This is a genomic window from Consotaella aegiceratis, from assembly GCF_036541425.1.
Taxonomy (GTDB): Bacteria; Pseudomonadota; Alphaproteobacteria; order Rhizobiales; family Rhizobiaceae; genus Consotaella; species Consotaella aegiceratis.
Window position 1 is genome coordinate 78,226 of sequence record NZ_JAZHFT010000007.1, and the last position, 17,987, is coordinate 96,212.

At 63.9% G+C, this 17,987-nt stretch carries 16 protein-coding genes; 8 read left to right on the top strand and 8 right to left on the bottom strand.

Annotated features, from left to right (window positions below):
• Window positions 1-72: 72 nt before the first annotated feature.
• On the top strand, window positions 73-768 hold the full coding sequence (locus SMD10_RS07265; protein ID WP_331685005.1) for a retropepsin-like aspartic protease family protein: 696 nt from the start codon (window positions 73-75) through the stop codon (window positions 766-768).
• Here SMD10_RS07265 and dusA read toward each other — a convergent pair.
• The 5 genes from dusA to SMD10_RS07290 all read right to left on the bottom strand — a co-directional run bounded on the left by dusA (window position 712) and on the right by SMD10_RS07290 (window position 7,493).
• Window positions 712-1,758, bottom strand: a complete 1,047-nt coding sequence (gene dusA, locus SMD10_RS07270; RefSeq protein WP_331685006.1) for a tRNA dihydrouridine(20/20a) synthase DusA — start codon at window positions 1,756-1,758, stop codon at window positions 712-714. The two genes, SMD10_RS07265 and dusA, sit on opposite strands and share 57 nt — an antisense overlap.
• Before the next feature lie 146 nt (window positions 1,759-1,904).
• Window positions 1,905-4,055 (bottom strand): putative bifunctional diguanylate cyclase/phosphodiesterase, encoded by a 2,151-nt coding sequence (locus tag SMD10_RS07275; RefSeq protein ID WP_331685007.1) that lies wholly within the window; start codon window positions 4,053-4,055, stop codon window positions 1,905-1,907.
• A gap of 590 nt (window positions 4,056-4,645) precedes the next feature.
• Window positions 4,646-5,254, bottom strand: a complete 609-nt coding sequence (locus SMD10_RS07280; protein WP_331685008.1) for a carbonic anhydrase — start codon at window positions 5,252-5,254, stop codon at window positions 4,646-4,648.
• 123 nt (window positions 5,255-5,377) lie between these two features.
• The gene (locus SMD10_RS07285) at window positions 5,378-6,847 is read right to left on the bottom strand and encodes a phospholipase D-like domain-containing protein (RefSeq protein WP_331685009.1); all 1,470 of its coding nucleotides are present in this window, start codon (window positions 6,845-6,847) and stop codon (window positions 5,378-5,380) included.
• Window positions 6,848-6,980: 133 nt separating this feature from the next.
• On the bottom strand, window positions 6,981-7,493 hold the full coding sequence (locus SMD10_RS07290) for a MarR family winged helix-turn-helix transcriptional regulator (protein WP_331685010.1): 513 nt from the start codon (window positions 7,491-7,493) through the stop codon (window positions 6,981-6,983).
• A gap of 295 nt (window positions 7,494-7,788) precedes the next feature.
• Between SMD10_RS07290 and SMD10_RS07295 the strand changes: the two genes are divergently transcribed.
• From SMD10_RS07295 to SMD10_RS07325, 7 genes are all read left to right on the top strand, one after another.
• Entirely contained in the window at window positions 7,789-8,070 is a 282-nt protein-coding gene (locus SMD10_RS07295; protein WP_331685011.1) for an acyl carrier protein, read from the top strand.
• Between the two features lie 118 nt (window positions 8,071-8,188).
• On the top strand, window positions 8,189-9,394 hold the full coding sequence (locus SMD10_RS07300) for a beta-ketoacyl-ACP synthase (RefSeq protein WP_331685012.1): 1,206 nt from the start codon (window positions 8,189-8,191) through the stop codon (window positions 9,392-9,394).
• 12 nt (window positions 9,395-9,406) lie between these two features.
• Complete coding sequence (locus SMD10_RS07305; protein ID WP_331685013.1) at window positions 9,407-10,690, top strand: beta-ketoacyl-ACP synthase; 1,284 nt, start codon at window positions 9,407-9,409, stop codon at window positions 10,688-10,690.
• A gap of 48 nt (window positions 10,691-10,738) precedes the next feature.
• A complete protein-coding gene (locus SMD10_RS07310) occupies window positions 10,739-11,800 on the top strand; it encodes a zinc-binding dehydrogenase (RefSeq protein WP_331685014.1) in 1,062 nt (353 codons plus the stop codon).
• Window positions 11,797-12,714, top strand: coding sequence for a lipid A biosynthesis lauroyl acyltransferase (locus SMD10_RS07315; RefSeq protein WP_331685015.1), 918 nt, complete (start codon window positions 11,797-11,799; stop codon window positions 12,712-12,714). Before SMD10_RS07310 ends, SMD10_RS07315 begins: the two co-directional genes overlap by 4 nt.
• A 185-nt stretch (window positions 12,715-12,899) precedes the next feature.
• Window positions 12,900-14,900, top strand: a complete 2,001-nt coding sequence (locus tag SMD10_RS07320) for a putative bifunctional diguanylate cyclase/phosphodiesterase (RefSeq protein WP_331685016.1) — start codon at window positions 12,900-12,902, stop codon at window positions 14,898-14,900.
• Between the two features lie 179 nt (window positions 14,901-15,079).
• On the top strand, window positions 15,080-15,418 hold the full coding sequence (locus SMD10_RS07325; RefSeq protein WP_331685017.1) for a response regulator: 339 nt from the start codon (window positions 15,080-15,082) through the stop codon (window positions 15,416-15,418).
• 93 nt (window positions 15,419-15,511) lie between these two features.
• On the opposite strand, the gene SMD10_RS07330 is transcribed toward SMD10_RS07325, so the two are convergent.
• From SMD10_RS07330 to SMD10_RS07340, 3 genes are read right to left on the bottom strand one after another with little or no spacing between them, the layout of a single operon-like run.
• Entirely contained in the window at window positions 15,512-16,558 is a 1,047-nt protein-coding gene (locus SMD10_RS07330) for an NAD(P)-dependent oxidoreductase (protein ID WP_331685075.1), read from the bottom strand.
• Window positions 16,444-17,241, bottom strand: a complete 798-nt coding sequence (locus tag SMD10_RS07335) for an ABC transporter permease (RefSeq protein WP_331685018.1) — start codon at window positions 17,239-17,241, stop codon at window positions 16,444-16,446. The genes SMD10_RS07330 and SMD10_RS07335 overlap by 115 nt, the downstream gene beginning before the upstream one ends.
• Window positions 17,238-17,954: an ABC transporter permease gene (locus SMD10_RS07340; protein WP_331685019.1), complete on the bottom strand. Its 717-nt coding sequence runs from the start codon at window positions 17,952-17,954 to the stop codon at window positions 17,238-17,240. Before SMD10_RS07340 ends, SMD10_RS07335 begins: the two co-directional genes overlap by 4 nt.
• Window positions 17,955-17,987 lie beyond the last annotated feature (33 nt).

Here is a 17,987-nt window from a genome sequence, read left to right on the forward strand (position 1 = left end):
ACGATCTCCGGGCGATCCCACTTTAGCGACAGATACACTGGTGCGATCGCGCCATTTCACGAGTTCCGATTCATGCGACGCGGCAGCCTCCTGTTCCTGCTTGTTGCTCTGCTGATCGTCGGCGGCCTGCTGCTGGTTCTCGATGGCGACGGCATGATCGGAGGCTTGCGCGACGGCGACTTTGCCCAATTGCTTCGGCTGTCGGCCTGGGGACTGTTCCTCGGCGCGGGACTGGTCATTCTGTTGCAAACGCGCTTGACCCATGTGGTGCGCAGCGCTGCCATCTGGGCACTGGTCTTCGCGGTTCTGATCGGCCTCTACAGTTTCCGATCGAAGTTCGTGGACCTGGGCGAACGCATTCTGGCGGCCGTGATCCCGGGGCGGACGGCGACGCTATCGAATGGCGAAGTGCTTGTCACGCGCGGCGCCGACAACCAGTTCGCCATCGACGCGGTGGTCAACGGCACGCCGCTGACCTTCCTTGTCGACACCGGCGCCAGTACGGTTGCCATCGATCGCCGGGCGGCCGCCCATATCGGCATCGACGTCGAGGCACTCCGCTTCGATACCCGGGTGGTCACCGCCAACGGCATCGCCAGCGCCGCGCCCGTCTGGCTCGACACGGTCCGTATCGGCGACATCGAGCGGCGAAATGTCCGCGCGGCGGTGACATCGGGCGAGATCGGCCTCAGCCTCCTCGGGATGAGCTTCCTATCGAGCCTCGAGTCCGTCGAAATCCGCGGCGACCAGATGATTCTCAGCGACTGACCGGTTGCGCTGCTCCGGCCGGTCTGCGTCATCCAGCCGGACCTGAGCGAAGGCTTCGTGCAGGACCTCCGGGCCGGCGTCGCGGTGGCTGGCCTTGGCGGCCAAAGTCTGGCGCCAGCGGCGTGCTCCCCCCAGGCCCGCGAAAAGCCCGGTCATGTGGCGCGTGACATGGCTCAGCCGGCCGCCGGCCGCGATGTGGCGTTCGGCATAGGCGGCCATGATGTCGATCAGCGAGGTATAGTCGAACTCGCGTGGCGGCTCGCCATAAAAGGCGGCATCGACCTCGGCGAGCTGGCCCGGCGCCTGATAGGCGCCACGCCCCAGCATGACGCCGTCGAGTGCGCCGATGGCCTCGGCGGCCATGGCGATCGTCGCGAGGCCGCCATTGAGGCCGACGAAGACATTGGGCAGCCGCCGCTTCAGTCGGTGGACGCGGTCATAGTCGAGGGGAGGAATGTCGCGGTTCTGTTTGGGGTTCAGGCCCTGCAGCCAGGCTTTGCGCGCATGCACCCAGAGGCCCGAGGCTCCGGCCGCAACGGCGACATCGGCGATGGCGTCGAGCGCCGGTTCGGGATCCTGTTCGTCGACGCCGATGCGGCACTTGACCGTGACGGGGACGGATACCGCATTGCTCATCGCGGCGAGGCATTCGCCGACCAGTGCCGGTTCGCGCATCAGACAGGCGCCGAACGTTCCCGACTGCACGCGGTCCGAGGGGCATCCGACATTGAGATTGATTTCGTCGTAGCCGAAATCCTGGCCGATCCGCGCGGCTTCCGCCAGCTTGGCCGGGTCCGACCCGCCCAATTGCAGCGCCACCGGATGTTCCAAGGCGTCGAACCCGAGCAGCCTGTCGCGATCGCCATGCAGGATGGCATCGGCGACAATCATCTCGGTATAGAGCAGCGCGCGGCGGCTCAGCTGCCGATGGAAGTAGCGACAGTGCCGGTCCGTCCAATCGACCATGGGCGCAACGGCAAATAGGGCCATGGGGCTTCCGTTATCCTTCATGCGCGATCACCAATCGACCTTGTGATCTGCGAGGCTCCGGCCGGCCGATCGCGATGCCATCACGGCTATATGAGAATGGCCGGTGCCGTCTACCACCCGCGCCCGGCCGGTTCGTCCAATGGCGCTCAGCGCGCCTCGGAATAGGCTGCGACGATGGCGGACAGTTGCGTCAGGTCCATGACCGACTTGATGCCGCGCAGATCGCACGTCGGAAGCATGCGTCTTAACCGCTCCAGCGGGACGGCCTCCGAGATCAGATAGCCCTGCATCACCTGGCAGCCTGCAGCCAGAGCCCGTTTCATCTGCTCGTCGGTCTCCACGCCTTCGGCCGTTACGTCGAGTTCCAGCGCCCGCGCCAGGCTGGCGATCGCCTGGACCACGGTATCGGCCCGGCTGCTGGAGCCGTCCAACTCGTGAATGAAGCTCTGGTCGACCTTCAAACCGTCGACCTTGAGATGCCGCAGATAGCCGATCGAGGTGTAGCCTGCGCCAAAATCGTCGACAACGATGCGAATGCGGGCCTTGCGCAGCTGCTGCAGCGAACGGTGAACGGTTTCGGAGTTTTCGAGCAGGGTCTTTTCCGGAACTTCCAGTTCGAGGCGATGGGCCGGCATGCCGGTTTCGCCGAGGATCGACATGACCCGGTCGACGAGGCGCGGATCCTTGACCTGGGCGGCCGACAGGTTGACGCCGATCCGAAGATTGGGAAACTCCAGCGCGGTTCGGCAGGCGGTGCGCAGGACCCAGTCGCCGAGCGGCAGGATCAGCCCGGTTTCCTCGGCCACGGGGAGGAATTCGAGCGGCTGGACGAGCCCCTTCGTCGGATGCTTCCAGCGCAGCAGCGCCTCCAGGCCGGCGAGGCCTCCGGTTTCGGCGTTCAGCAGCGGCTGGTAGTGCACCTCGAGCTGATCGTTCGACCACAGCGCGTGGCGCAGATCGGTTTCCATCCGGCGCCTGTTGTTTTCCGCCTCGACCATCGTGTCGCTGAAGATCGTGAAATCGCTGCGGCCACGGTTCTTGGATTGATAGAGCGCGAGGTCGGCCCGGCGGATCAATTCCTCCTGGCCTTCGGTGGTCGGGACAGCGATCACCGCACCGACCGATACCCCGACGAACGCCTGCACGCCGCCGAGGTCGAAGGGGGCGGAGATCCTTTCGACGATTCGGCGGGAGAGAACTTCCAGGTCTGCGGCCTCGTGGGTCTCCGTGACGATAGCGAACTCGTCGCCGCCGAGCCGCGCGACCGTGTCGGACGGACGGCAGATCGTCCGCAGGCGGTCGGCCACTTGGCGGATCAGCTCGTCGCCGGCCTGATGGCCGAATGTGTCGTTGACGTGCTTGAAACGGTCGAGATCCATGAACAGAACCGCGAAGCTGTTTTTGCTCCGGCGCGCATTGTCGAGATGGAGGTCCAATTGCTCGGCAAAGTTCGTGCGATTGGCCAGCCCCGTTAGCGGATCGTGGAAGGCCAGGTGATGGACATGCTCCTGGGACATCATCAGACGAGACGAAATCCGGTAGAGCCAATAGATCAGCGTGCTCGACAACAGCACCATCACCATGACGGCGGCGGCAAGCGCCGGCGTGATCTCGCGGAAGACGGCCAAACCGGGCTGCTTCACGGTCCAGACAAGATAACCGATGGGCCCGCCGCCGGAATCGAGCGGATAGTGAGCCTCGGTCGGCGCGGTTTCTGGGCTCAGTGAGAAGTGCGGCGTCTGGAGGAGGAGGTCGCGGCTCAAGGTGTGCAGGAACCAGCCGTCCAGGAACGACAGCACGACGTGGGTCGCCTGGGCGGGGTCGCCTGAGCCGGCCGTGACGTCTGCGATATAGACCATGGCCGGCCGGCGATCGACGACGACGTAGCGGCGAAGCCAAATCGACCGCGTCGAACCGTCCGCCATCGCCCGCTTCTGGGCAAGAAATTCGTCGATGACAGGAGTCAGTTCAGGCATGAACGCCCGGGGGTCGACATGCCGCCCCTCCGACATGGCATAGGTTCGTCGGCCGTCCTGGTCGATGAAGATCGACCGGTCGATCTTCAGATGCTGGTTCATCCACTCGGCCAACCGGTCTTCGAAACGCCCGCCATCGCCCTGCCGAATCGAGCCGCGCAGCGTACTGTCCAGGGTTGCGAAGGCCCGCTGGTTGGCGGAAATTTCTCCCGTCAGGTTGCCGAGAGCATGGGCCACCAGGCGCGTCTCGCGCTGATTCGTCGCCTCGTCCACCTTCGTTGCCGACCAATAGACGGCGCCGACGACGAACGATGCGGTCATCGCAAGAATCAGAAGAACCGGGATCAGAAACAGCAACGGACTGTAGCGGCGGCCGCGAATCTTCGCCTGGAGGGTCTGCGGGGAGTCAAACCTGCCTATCAACCGGCCGAACAGGTGGGACACCGTTATCCTCCCCGCCGAAAGTCATCAATGAGCTCACAGAGCGCGATCATCTGAGTATCTCGACAACAAGTCTTAATTCCCGCGAGGCTCTGCATACTCGTCGTCCACCCAATCAATGCAACTATAAGTATGGGTCTCAAATGCAAATATAAACTTACCGAAATACGCAAGGCGCACGACAAATCAGTGGCGAAGCACCCGGGGGAAGCCGAGAGCATCATACTCCCGCCCGCGTATGCCGCAGAACCAGGATCAATCAACTTTAAGGCGAGGGGTCTGGAAATCCCTTGCTAAGGCGATATTAGTGTCGGCAGCTTGCTGCTGCCCTAACGAAGAGCAGCGCATTTGATTCCATATTGGTTGTATGTGCGGCACATGGCCACAACCAAAAGGGTTTTTGCAGTCGACGCAGATGTTTAGGCCGGCAAGCCGCGGCCGGGCAGCCCGCCGCGGCCGCTTTGGTAGGCCTATTCGACGGGTACCAGCTCATCGCCTTGAAGGCGCTTCAGGATGCCGGTGTGAATGTCGAACTGGAAGCCTTCGAGCTTCAGAGTGCCCGCCTGAAGCGCCTCTTCGAGCCAGGGGAAGGTCCGTAGGTTGTCGAGCGAAAGACGCACGACGGCGGCTTCGCAGAGCGGCAGGATCTCGTGCTTCGGTCTGTCGTGCGGTACCTTGTTCAGTGCCGGAGTGGCAATTTCCATCCACCGGTCGACGAAGCCCTGCGCATCGGACGGTGCGCCTTCGACCATGGCCCGCACGCCACCACACTGGGCATGACCCAGCACGACGACCCGTGCCACCTTCAACACGCGGACCGCGTATTCCACGGCCGCGCTGGTGCCGTGATAGGCGCTGTCGGGCTGATAGGGTGGGACCAAGCCGGCGACATTGCGCACCGAGAACATCTCGCCGGGGCCGGCACCGAACACCCGCTGCGGATCGACGCGCGAGTCCGAACAGGCGATGACCAGCGTATGAGGGCTTTGTCCGTAGGTGGCCAAGGCTTCATAGGTCGCCTTCTCGCTCGGCCAAGTTTCCTCGCGAAACCGGCGATAGCCTTCGATCAGACGATCCATCTCAACCTCCGTTAGCGCTCTTCGAATATCGCACGCGCGTTATCAAGTCGTTGCTCGAAACGTTTGACTACACCCCGATCGGAAACGCCTCAACGTGGCGTGCGACAATCCGGCGGTCCGGGGTCATTGGAAGCGCCGTTTGCGCAGCCCGACCAGACGCAGCAGTCCGCGCCAAACGTTCGGAGGCCGCTCCGGATCGAACAGCTCGTTTTCCGCAATATGGGATTCGATCTCCGTGTTCTGCTTCGGCTTGTAGGGAACCAGCGTACGGCCGGAGCCTCGAAGACTGTCGATCGCGGGCACCAGTGCCCCGTCATGCTCGGCGACGTGAGCGTCCAAGTTTTCCGGCGTGATCCCGAGGTGCTCGGCGAGCAACAGTGATCGGATGCCGACGATTGCCTCGCGGATGTGGCCCGCATCCGGCGAGACGTCGTCCGCCTCGATGGCGACGTCGCATTCTGTGTCATACCCGAGCGAGCGGTTGTTGAAGTTCGACGAGCCCACTTTGAACAACCGGTCGTCGACGACCATGATCTTGGCATGCACATAAATCGGCTGGCCGCCCTCGGTCACCGGCGTGAAGATGCGAAAGCGATCGTGGTGATCCGCGGCCTGGACCAGTCGGAGCAGGCGCGACCGCGCCGTGTCCATCGCGATGGGCTCCAGGAATCCGTCGGCGGAGAGAGGATTGACCACGACGATTTCAGGTCCGTCAGGCTCACGGAGCCGTGCCGCCATGGCTTCGGCAACCCGGCGCGAGGCGAAGTATTGGCTTTCGCAATAGATCGTACGACGCGCCTGGCCGATTGCATCGAGGTAGAGAGTCTCGACCTCGCGAATCTCGGATTCGTCCTCGTATTGGCCGACGGTCCGGGAGATCGAGATGTCGACATTCGTGAGGGTGGTTGGAAGTCCCTCCGGCCAGAGCGGGTCGCGCGGCGGCGGCGCCTGCAGCGTCTCTCCGGTGGCGCGCTGCCAGCGCTGGCGCGCCAGTTCTCCGAGCGCCTGCGCCACCGGCCCGGCGATCGCCGAGGTCGCGTCGTGCCACGGCCCGTGCGGACGCCCGGCTGGGGTCCGCCGCCGTGGATCGTCGTCCAGGTGGCGCGGCGTGTCCCAGCGCCGCGCGGTGATGTCGATGCCGCCGCAGAACGCCAGAACGTCATCGATGACGACGATCTTGTGATGGTGAGCGGCGGCGGTCGGATGCGCGCCATCGAGCTGAAAACGAATGCGGGAGTCGGTCATCCAGTCGAGCAGCCTGAGCGGCATGGTGCCGCGCCCGAAGGAGGTGAGCAGACCCAGATCCCATTTCAAAAGATAGATGTGCAGGTCGGGCCGCGTCTGCACCATCCATGTCAGGAAGCGCCCCAGCCGGTTGGGGCCGTCCAGCGTCGAGCCCGTGGGCTCGAACTTGATTCGCGTGTCGAAGTCCCAGCCGATCAGATAGACGCTATGACGTGCCTGCAGGATCGCCCGCTTGAGTGCGGGAAAATAGCTTTCGGCGTCGACGATCAGCGCAAAACGCTCGGCCATCTCGATGCGCCAGCAGTTGCGGCCGGGCTTGATGATCCTGCTGTCTGCTACCTGATCCATCGTCGCTCCGCACTGCCTACGCGTCGGAGCGAGAGTCTAGGTTGGTCGACTGGCGGGTCAATCGACGGCTTTGCTTAAGTCGGTAGCCCGCAACGCTCCGGATTGGCCGGCAAGGGCCGGAGCTAGGCTGAGCTTAAGAATTTCCGATTGGCGTCGTCGAGCGCCTTCTCTCCAAGGCCCGGTCCAAGGCCGACAGGCCGACCTCCAGGCAGCGTCGCTCGTCCTCCGTCAATTCGTGCAGAATGACGGCCTCCGCTTCTTTGACCTTCGGCAGAAGATCGTCATAGGCGCGCCGGCCCTGCTCGGTGAGCGAGAGATATTCGAACCGCCGGTCGTACGTGGCGCGATTGCGCTTCACCCAGCCGCGTTCATCGAGCGAGGCTACTGCACGGCTGACCTTGGTCTTGTCCATCGCCGTCTTCTCGACGATCACCGTCGAGGTGAGGTCGCGATTCCCGGTGTCGCCGGCACCCAGAACCATAAGGACATGGAACTCGGGGCCCGTGAGGCCGCCGTTCCGGCGGTGGATTCCTGCAGTCAGGCGACTGAAGACCGTTGCGACGCGTCCGACGCGTCGCCCTATCGACCATTCCGCCTGGCGCCGAAACGACAAAACTTCTTCTGCAGGACGATGGACGACGCTCATCTCGGTGTCTTCTGTCTTGTGATCAATTCAAATGCTCATAAAAAGCTAATGGCGACTTTCTATCGCTGTCTCAAGAGGTTACTAGGGTTCTCTTTCAACTTGTCACGATTAAGTGATTGCATAGCCGGGAAATCAAATCAACTCATGGCTGTGCAGCTGAGCGCGATTCTCTTCTCTGCCCAAGCGCGGCGACGACGCGCCGGACGGCGATCTGCGGCACGACCTTTGCTTTTGCCCGCGAATTTTCTATAGCTTCCGACGGTCCCGACATATGTGAATTTCAAGGAAACGTTCTTTGTCTTCAACCTTCGACAGGGTCGCCGACATCATCGCCGAAACGAGCGAGATCGATCGCGATCAGATTACCCCGGAAAGCCATACGATCGATGATCTCGGGATCGATTCTCTCGACTTCCTCGACATCGTCTTCGCTATCGACAAGGAGTTCGGCATCAAGATTCCGCTCGCCGAGTGGACCCAGGAGGTCAACGAGGGCAAGGCGGACACGGCCGACTATTTCGTGCTCAAGAATCTCTGCGCCAAGATCGACGACCTGAGGCAGGCGCAGACGGCTTAAGGGCGGCTTCTGGCCGCTACGGCTCAATTCCTATTCGCGGTGGCGGCCGACCACGAGGCTTGGCATCTCGCGGCGGATTGGGCTTGCGATAGCCGAACAGCGAGGCTGATACGAAAGCATGACTCCCGCTCACGACGTCCTGATCACCGGCATCGGCCTCGTCTCATCCCTTGGCGAGGGCATTGCCGCGCACGCCGACGTTCTGTTCGGCGCCCCGGCTCCCCGACCGGTGGTCGAACGTGAGCGGTTTGCGCCCTATTTCGTCCATCCGCTGCCGCCGGTCGACTGGTCCAGCCAGATCCCGAAGAAGGGCGATCAGCGCCAGATGGAGACCTGGCAGAGGCTGGGGACCTTCGCGGCGGGGCTGGCGCTCGACGATGCCTCGGTCGCCAAGGACGAGGCCGAGCGCGCGACGGTCGACATGATCGTTGCGGCCGGTGGCGGCGAGCGTGATCCGGCGGTGGACGCGCTGGTGATGGAACGCTCGCGAGGTCTGGCGAATCCGCAGCCGGTCATCAATGAGACGCTCGGCAACGAGCTGCGGCCGACCCTGTTTCTGGCGCAGCTTTCGAACCTGTTGGCCGGCAACATTTCGATCGTCCACAAGGTGACCGGCTCGTCCCGGACCTTTATGGGCGAAGAGGGCGCCGGCATTTCGGCCATCGCGACGGCGGCTCGCCGCATCGCGGCGGGACAGAGCCAGATCTGCCTGGTCGGCGGCGCCTATTCGGCCGAGCGCAAGGATCTCCTGCACAGCTACGCGCTCGGCGGCTTCCTGTTGAGCGACGAATGGCGCCCGGTGCTGCAGCGGGACACGGCCGAAGGCGGCTTCGCGCCCGGTGCCGTCGGCGCCTTTCTCGTGCTTGAATCGGCCGAACATGCCGCGGAGCGCGGGGTGAGGGCCTATGCCAGGCTGGGGCGGGTCGCGGCCGATCGCGGTCGACGTGATGGAGATCGTTTGAAGAACCGGCTGGGCGGTCTGCTCGACGAACTCGATCTCGCCGCGGCCGAGGACGTTCTGGTGCTCTCCGGGGCGTCGGGCGTGGCGGGCATCACGCAGGCGGAGCGCGACGTGCTCGGCGAGCGGCTGCCGGGCGCGCCATTGCGTGCCTATGAGACGATGCTTGGTCATAGCTTCGAGGCCCAGTTCCCGGCTGGAATCGCGCTGGCCGCGTTGGCCCTGTCTCGGGGAGCGTCCTATGCGGCCTTCGATGCGCGGTCGGAGGCTGCCGCCACGTTGCCGCCCAAGCAGGCGCTGGTGACCACGGTCGGGCATGTCCAGGCGGAAGGAGTTTGCCTGCTCCATGCCGCAGACGAGGCGTAAAGAGGTTCGAAGATGACTGCCGATACGCTCGATTCCCATGGCCGGCCGCTCGTCGCGGTGACCGGCGTCGGTGTGGTCTCTTCGCTGGGACGCGGAGTGGACGAGAATTTCGCGGGGCTGAAGGCGGGGCGCTCGGGGATCCGGACGATCTCGCGATTCGCCACCGATGGCCTGCGCACGACGATCGCCGGCACGGTCGACATCATGGGCGTCGAGCCGCTGAATGCCGTGGATCTGTCCTTCGCGCTGGCCGACAGTGCCGCTGCCGAAGCGATCGGCATGGCTGCCGTCGACGGCGACGATTTCGGTGGACCGCTGTTTCTGGCCGCGCCGCCGGTGGAGCTGGAATGGCAGCATCGCCTGGCGCTCGACCAGCTTCAGGGCGACGCACGGGCCGAGGCCGGCTACGATCGTCTTCTGGAATTGGCGCGTTCGCTGCCGTCTCGCGAGATCTACGATCTCACCTTGTTCGGCCGCATCGCCGAGCGGTTGGCGGATCGTTTTGGCACGCGCGGGCTGCCCGTCACGCTCTCCACGGCCTGCGCCTCCGGCGCATCGGCGATTCAGCTCGGCGTGGAGGCGATCCGGCGCGGCGAAACCGACCGGGCGCTGACGATCGGCACCGACGGTTCGGTGACCGCCGAGGCGCTGATCCGCTTCTCGTTGCTGTCGGCTTTGTCGACCCAGAACGCCGTTCCCGAAAGGGCTTCGAAACCCTTCTCCAAGGACCGCGACGGCTTCATCATGGCGGAAGGGGCGGGGGCTCTCGTGCTGGAATCGCTGGCATCTGCCCGGGCGCGAGGCGCCGAGATCCTCGGACTTGTACTGGGCTGCGGCGAAAAGGCGGACGACTTCCACCGCACCCGTTCGAAGCCGGACGCCTCGCCGATCATCGCGACCATCAAGCATGGTCTGGAGGACGCCGGCCTCGCGCCGCACGAAATCGACTACATCAACGCGCACGGCACCTCGACGCCGGAAAACGACCGGATGGAATACACCGGCCTGCAGGCCGTCTTCGGTGATGCGATCGCTTCCACGCCGATCTCCTCCAACAAGTCGATGATCGGCCATACGCTGACGGCGGCCGGCGCCATCGAGGCGGTGTTCTCCGTGTTGGCGATGCGCGAGGGCATCCTGCCGCCGACCATCAACTACGATGTCCCCGACCCCGCCATTCCGCTGGATACGGTGCCGAACCAGGCCCGGGCCGCCGATATTACGACGGTGCTTTCGAACTCCTTCGGCTTTGGCGGACAGAACGTGTCGCTTGTCCTGGGCCGCGAGCCGCGCTAGTGCGCTGCCACGCAGCCGGCCGATCATCATAGGGACCAGACAAGGAACATGCGCGCACTTCAACTGACCGGGACGCGCGAATTGCGGGTCAAGGACATTGCCGACCCGGCGTTGCCGGGACCGGGGCAGGCGACTGTCGCCATCCGCGCGGTCGCGTTGAACCATATCGATGTCTGGGGCTGGCGCGGCATGGCCTTCGCCAAGCGCACCCTGCCGCTGACCGTGGGCGCGGAAGCGTCCGGCGTGGTCGAAGCGATCGGGCCGGGCGTCGGCAATGTGGTGCCTGGCCAGATCGTCTCGCTTTATGGCGCGCACACATGCGGTCTGTGCAAGCCCTGCCGCGAGGGACGGGACAATCTCTGCGAGGCGGTGTCTGGCGTGCACGGCTTCCATCTCGACGGCTTCGCGCGGGAAAAGATCAACATGCCGGCGCGCCTGCTGGTGCCTGCGCCGCCGGAGTGCGATTCGGTCGCTGCCGCATTGGCGCCGGTGACCTTCGGCACCGTCGAGCACATGCTCTTCGACAACGCCGGCCTGCAGCCGGGCGAAACGATCCTGGTGCATGCCGGCGGCTCCGGCATCGGTTCGGCCGCCATCCAGCTCGCCAAGCGCCATGGGGCCACCGTGATCACCACGGTGGGCTCCGACGAAAAGGCGCAGAAGGCGAGGGAACTCGGCGCCGACCATGTCATCAACTATCGCGAGGACCGATTCGAAGGCGTGGTGCGCAAGATCACTCGCAAGCGTGGCGTGGATGTCGTCTTCGAGCATGTCGGCGCCGATACCTGGGCTGGCTCGATGTTCTCGCTCAAGCGCGGCGGCCGGCTGGTCACCTGCGGTTCGACCACCGGCGTAAGCTCCGAGCTCAACCTGATGATGTTGTTCCAACAACAGCTTCGGTTGATCGGCTCCTTCGGGTGTCGGATGGAGAATATGCGCAACGCCATGGACAAGATGGCGCGCGGCCTCGTGCAGCCGGTCATCGACACCGTCGTCGGCTTTGACGACATCGAACTGGCGCTGGATCGGATGGAAAGCCGGAAGGTGTTCGGGAAGATCATCCTGGACGTCGGTCTCCCGCAAGGCGAAGTGCCCGTCCCATCGCGATGAATCCCCGGTTCGCAAGGCTGTTCAAGCGTGCCCGCAAGGCGCAGGACTGGCTCGTCGCGCAGATCACCTTCGCAGCGTTGGCCGTGCTGCGGCTGGTCCCGCCGCGCGTCGGTCTTTCCATCGTCGATCGCCTGGCGCGGCTGCTCGGACCGCTGACGCCGCGCCATCGCGTGGCAAAGACCAATCTGCGGCTGGCGTTCCCGGACAAGGACGAGGCGTGGATCGACGGGATCGTGCGCGCCAATTGGGGCCAGATGGGCCGGCTGGCCGCAGAATACATCTTTCTGGACGAGCTCTTCGATTTCGACCCGACCAGCGCCGAGCCTGGCGTGGTCGAGGTCGATGGTGTCGATCGCTTTGTCGAGCTGCGCGACCGACAAGGCCCGATCGTCTTCTTCACCGGACATCTGGGCAGCTTCGAGCTGTTGCCCATCTGCGCGGCGACGTTCGGGCTGAAGGTCACGGCGCTCTTCAGGCCGCCCAACAACCGCTTTATCGCGCGGCGTGTGCTGGCGACCCGCAAGACGCGCTCCGGCAAGCTGGTGCCGTCCAAGGCCGGCGCGGCATGGGCTCTGGCCTCGACGCTGGAAAACCACGGCGCGGTCGGCATGCTCGTCGACCAGAAGTTTCGCAAGGGCGTCCCGACGCAGTTCTTCGGCCGTTCCTGCCGCACCAATCCATTGTTGCCCAAGCTCGTGCGGCAGTTCGGCTGCGAGGTCTATCCGGCACGCTCCATCCGCCTGCCGAACGGACGCTACAGGCTGGAGCTCCAGCCGCGCCTGGACCTGCCGCGCGACGGCGATGGCGCCATCGATATCGCGGCGAGCTGTCAGCTCCTCAACGACGTCGTCGAGGGATGGGTGCGGGAACATCCGGAACAGTGGATGTGGTTTCACCGGCGCTGGGACCGTTGATCGCCGGCTTGCAGTCTCGCAGAGCCTTGCAGCCCAGCTTGCGCAAGACATTTCCGGACTTGTCGTGCGTCAAATATGTAGACGGGTGACAAAAGGCGCGGCGGGTCTCGCGAGTTGCCGCTGTTTGCCTGACGAATTCTTTACCTTCGCTGGTTAACGTGCCGCCATAACAAGCGAAAAGGCCCATGGCGATCAGCAAACTCCGGCGGTATGGATCTCCCGTTGCGGTAGGAGCGGCCGTCACAGCCTTCGTCGTCATTTCGACGCTGATGCTGGGGACCAACACCGTCGGGCATCTCATCGATTCCGCCATGCGGGAAAAGGGCGCGGCGTTTGCCGAGCTCCTCATCTCCGAGGAGGGCAATGTCGACGCATTCCTGACCGGGATCGCCCGCAAGGCCGATGCCGAGGCGACGGTTCGCGACGTCGCGGCTTTGTCCGATATCGGCAGCTTCGTGATCTTCGATCGATACGGCAAGGAGGTCTTCCGGTCTCGATCCGACCGCTATGCCTGGCTGCTCCGTGACCGGCCGGGTGGCGTGAGCACGGGTGACCGGCTGTCAGATACCGTCCTCGCTCGTAAGGGGTCTTGGCAGGTCGTCTACGACGATGGCCGCAGCAACCCGTCGGTGCTGATGCCGCTGATCCGAAACGGCCAGACCATCGGCTATGTCTCGGTCGATGCGAATATGAACGACGATCGCCAGACCTATGGAAGCACGCTGATGGGAAGCTCGTTGACGCTTCTGTGCATCGTGCTCTTGGCAACCGGGCTTCCGATGCTTCTCTACGTCCGTCGCCGCCGCAAGATGCAGGAGGCGGATGACCGGATCTACTTCCTGGCCAATCACGATCCACTGACGCATCTCCTGAACCGCACCCGGATGCAGGAAGAGACGGATCGTGTGCTCGGCACGGCGCGGGCGACGCGCGAACGCATGGCGTACTACTTCATCGACATCGACGGCCTGGCGGACATCAACGACAGTCTCGGCCAGGCCAGCGGCGACCAGCTCCTGCGCATCGTCGCCAGCCGGCTGTCCTCGATCGTCGAAAGCTCCGACCTTTTGGCGCGCGTGGGGCCGGACGATTTTGCGCTTCTGCATCGCCGCATCAGCGATTCGGGCGAACTCGACAGGCTGTCGAGCCGTATCGTCGACGCCGTGGGCGAGCCCGTCGAACTGATGGGGCAGGTGATCCGGCCGCGAATTTCGATCGGCGTTGCCCAGGCCCCGCTCGACGGCAAGACCCATGACGAGCTGTTCAAATACTCGCATCTGGCGCTCGCCTATCACAAGGCCGAACGCAACGGCGATTTCGCCCTGTTCGAGTCCTTCATGGACGAGGAGACGCACAAGCGGCGCGAGATCGAAGCCATGGTGCGCAACGCCGTGGAGACCGACGGCTTCTGCCTGTTCTACCAGCCGATCGTCAGCAGCGACGGCTCGCGCCTGCTCGGCTTCGAGGCGTTGGTCAGGATGCCGGATGGCAACGGCGGCTACGTTCCGCCATCCGAGTTCGTTCCGGTGGCCGAGGCGCGCGGTTATATCAAGGCGATCGGAACCTGGGTTCTTCGGGAAGCGACGCGCCAGATCGCGCAATGGCCGGACGACCTTTTCGTGTCGGTGAATCTCTCCGCCGTGCAGTTCCGCGACGGCGATCTGCTCGACATTGTCAGGCAGGCTCTCGCGGAAGCCGGAATTTCCGGCCGCCGGCTCGAGATCGAGGTGGTGGAATCCCTGCTGTTGCAGCGCTCGGACGACATCCTCGCGCAATTGAACGATTTGAAGGCGCTGGGCGTGTCCATCGACATGGACGATTTCGGCACCGGCTATTCCTCGCTCGGTTATCTCTGGCGCTTCCCCTTCGACAAGCTGAAGATCGACCAATCGTTCATGTTCGCCTATGAGCACGGTGAACCGAACGTCTCCGAAATCATTGCAACGATCGTAGCGCTGGCACACCAGATGCGCATGAAGGTGACGGCCGAGGGCGTCGAGACGCAGGCCCAGGTCGATCTGCTGCATTCCTTCGGCTGCGATCAGCTGCAGGGCTATTTCTTTGCCAAGCCGGCGCCGCCGGATCGCATCGCAGCAGAAGTCTTGACGCGCTTCAAGCAAAGAATGGGCTATGGGCCGGCCGACGGCCGCGACGATTCCCAGCCGCGCCGGCAAAGCGTCGGCTAAAAGAAGCCAAAGCTTGCAATAGCATGATCAATGGACGGCCGCGTCGCCGCCGTTCCGATCGTCAAGATATGCTTAATAACAATTGCGACACATATCGCTTAAAAGTTACAGCGTTATCGTAGCTTGTCCGCAACTCTTTCGTCGACCACGCATTTAGCGGAAAATTGAAGGGACGAAAGATGCGAGTTCTCATTCTGGAAGACGAGCCGATCCTCGCCATGGATCTGGAAGATATCGTCGAAAGTCGAAGCGGCGCGGAATGCGTCGTCGCCGACAGCGTCGAAGCCGGCCTGATGGGCATCGAGCGTGGCGTCGATTTCGCCATGCTGGATATCCATCTGGGCGGCGACGGTGAAACGTCGTTGCCCGTGGCCCAGGAACTGCTGCGGCGGCGCATCCCGTTCTGCTTCATATCGAGCCGGCTGGACGACCTTCCGTCGTCGTTTCACCGCGTGCCGAAGGTCGGCAAGCCGTTTCAGGCAAGGGATATCGCCGGCGTTCTGCCCGCGCTTGCTTGAATTACCATTGTACGCCTGCCAGCGGTTTTCGAACCGGCGGGCGTCAGTCGCACGATAGAAGTCGTCAGGGCTTCAACAGGCCGCTTCACCCCTTCAGCGTTCGAGGCGCGCCAAAAGCGACGAGGTATCCCAACGGGTGCCGCCCATCGCCTCGACCTCGGCATAGAACTGATCGACCAGCGCCGTCACCGGAAGGCTCGATCCGTTTCGCCGAGCCTCGGCGAGGCAGATCGATAGATCCTTGCGCATCCATTCGACGGCAAAGCCGTGGTCGTATTCGGCGGCCGCCATGGTCCGGTGCCGATTCTCCATCTGCCATGATCCCGCGGCTCCCTTGGAGATGACATCGACCACTTTGGTGATGTCGAGACCGGACCTCTTGCCGAAATGGATCGCTTCCGACAGGCCTTGGACGAGGCCGGCGATGCAGATCTGGTTCATCATCTTGGTGAGTTGGCCGGAGCCGGCCGGCCCCATCAGCCCGACCATCTTGGCATAGCATTCGATGACCGGCTTGGCCGCTGCGAAGTCGTCGTCCTCGCCGCCGACCATTACGGTCAGCGCGCCGTTCTCGGCGCCTGCCTGGCCGCCGGAGACCGGCGCATCGAGAAACTTGAGGCCGGCGTCACGGGCGGCCGCGTCGAGCTCGCGCGCGAGCTCCGCCGATGCCGTGGTGTTGTCGATCAGGATCGCACCGGGCTTCATGCCGGCGAAGGCACCGGTTTCGCCCAGGATGACGGAGCGCACGTCATCGTCGTTGCCGACGCAGCAGAACACGAAGTCGGCGCCGTCGGCCGTTTCCTTAGGGGTGGCGGCATGGTTGCCGCCGAACTCCGAGGCCCATTTCTCCGCCTTGGCGCCGGTGCGGTTGTAGACGGTGACGTCGTGCCCGCCCTTGGTCTTCAAGTGGCCCGCCATGGGGTAGCCCATGACGCCGAGACCGATGAAGGCGACTTTGGCCATGATTGCATTGCTCCTGGTCTGAGTGGTCGGCTTGCCAGCCCACTGCCGGCCCGGCCGTTGCTCTAGCGTTTCTGATGCCGCGTCAGGCGACGCTCCGCCAGATTCGTGAGGTTGCGTAGCACCTCGACGATCATGAAATAGAGCAGGGCGGCCCAGAGGTAGGTCTGAAAGTCGAATGTGCGCGCATAGGCGCGCCGCGTTTCGCCGAGCAGGTCGAAGACCGTGATGATGGCGACGATGGCGGACGCCTTCACCATCAGGATGATCTCGTTGGTGTAGGGGCGCAGCGCGACCATCAACGCCTGCGGCAGGATCACCTTCCAGAAGATGACGACCGGCCGCAGCCCGAGCGCGCGTGCGCCTTCCCACTGGCCGCGCGGTACGCTCTCGATGGCGCCGCGCAGGATCTCGGCCTGATAGGCCGCCGTGTTCAGCGACAGCGAGAAGATGGCGCAATACCACGCCTCGCGGAAGAACCACCACAGTCCGACGGCTTCGAACCCGTGGCGGAACTGCCCGAATCCGTAATAGATCAGGAAGATCTGCGCGAGCAGCGGCGTGCCGCGGAAGAAATAGACGAAGGCAAAGGACGCGCCGCGCGCGATCGGATTCGTCGACATCCGGCCGAAGGCGACGGGGATCGAAACGATGGCGCCGGCGACGATGGAGATCACGACCAGCGAGACCGTCACCCTCAGGCCGTCCAGATAGGTCGGCCCGTAGCGGGCGATGAGCTCCGGATTCCAGGCGTTGAAGAGGTAGGTGACAAGTCCGGCACCCGCGGCAACCCAGGCGCTCAGGGCCAGAACGCCGCCAATGCCGACGCGGTCGGCTGTGGTGGAAGAAGGAGGCGCGCTCATTTCGCCACCCCGCCGCGCTTCGTCCAGCGATCGATGCCGTTGATCCCGATCGAGGAGATCATCGTCAGGGCGAGATAGAGAACGCAGGCAAGGCCGAAGAACAGGAATGGCTCGCGCGTCACCCGAGCGGCGATCTGCGTCTGGCGGAGGATGTCGGTCAGTCCGATGACAGAAACCAGCGCGGTGTCCTTGAGCAGGTTCTGCCAAAGGTTCGCGAGGCCGGGCAGGGCGATGCGGATCAGTTGCGGCAGGATGACCAGCAGCATGATGCGCGACCGCGACAGACCGAGCGCCATGCCGCCTTCCCACTGGCCGTGGGGGATCGCCCGAAACGCCGAGAGAAACACCTCGCTGGCGAAGGCGGAAAACACGAGGCCGAGCGTTATGACGCCGGCCTGGAAACTCGATACGGTGATCGCCGGAAGATCCGCCAGTCCGGTGACGGCGTTGATCAGCCGCTGCGCGCCGAAATAGACCAGAAACAGCGTCAGCAGCTCCGGCAGGCCGCGAAAGATCGTGGTGTAGATATTGGCCGCCAGCCGCAACGCCTGGTCGTTCGACCGCTTGCCCAAGGCCATCAGCAGCCCGACGACCAGTCCCCCCGGCAGGGTGGCCAGCGCCAATGAAATCGTGAGGAGGACCCCCCACAAAATGTCGTCGCCCCAACCATACTCACCGAAGCCGATGAGTTGCCAATAGGTGGGGTCGTTCATGATCGCTCGACAACAAAAGCCGGCCGCCGCTCG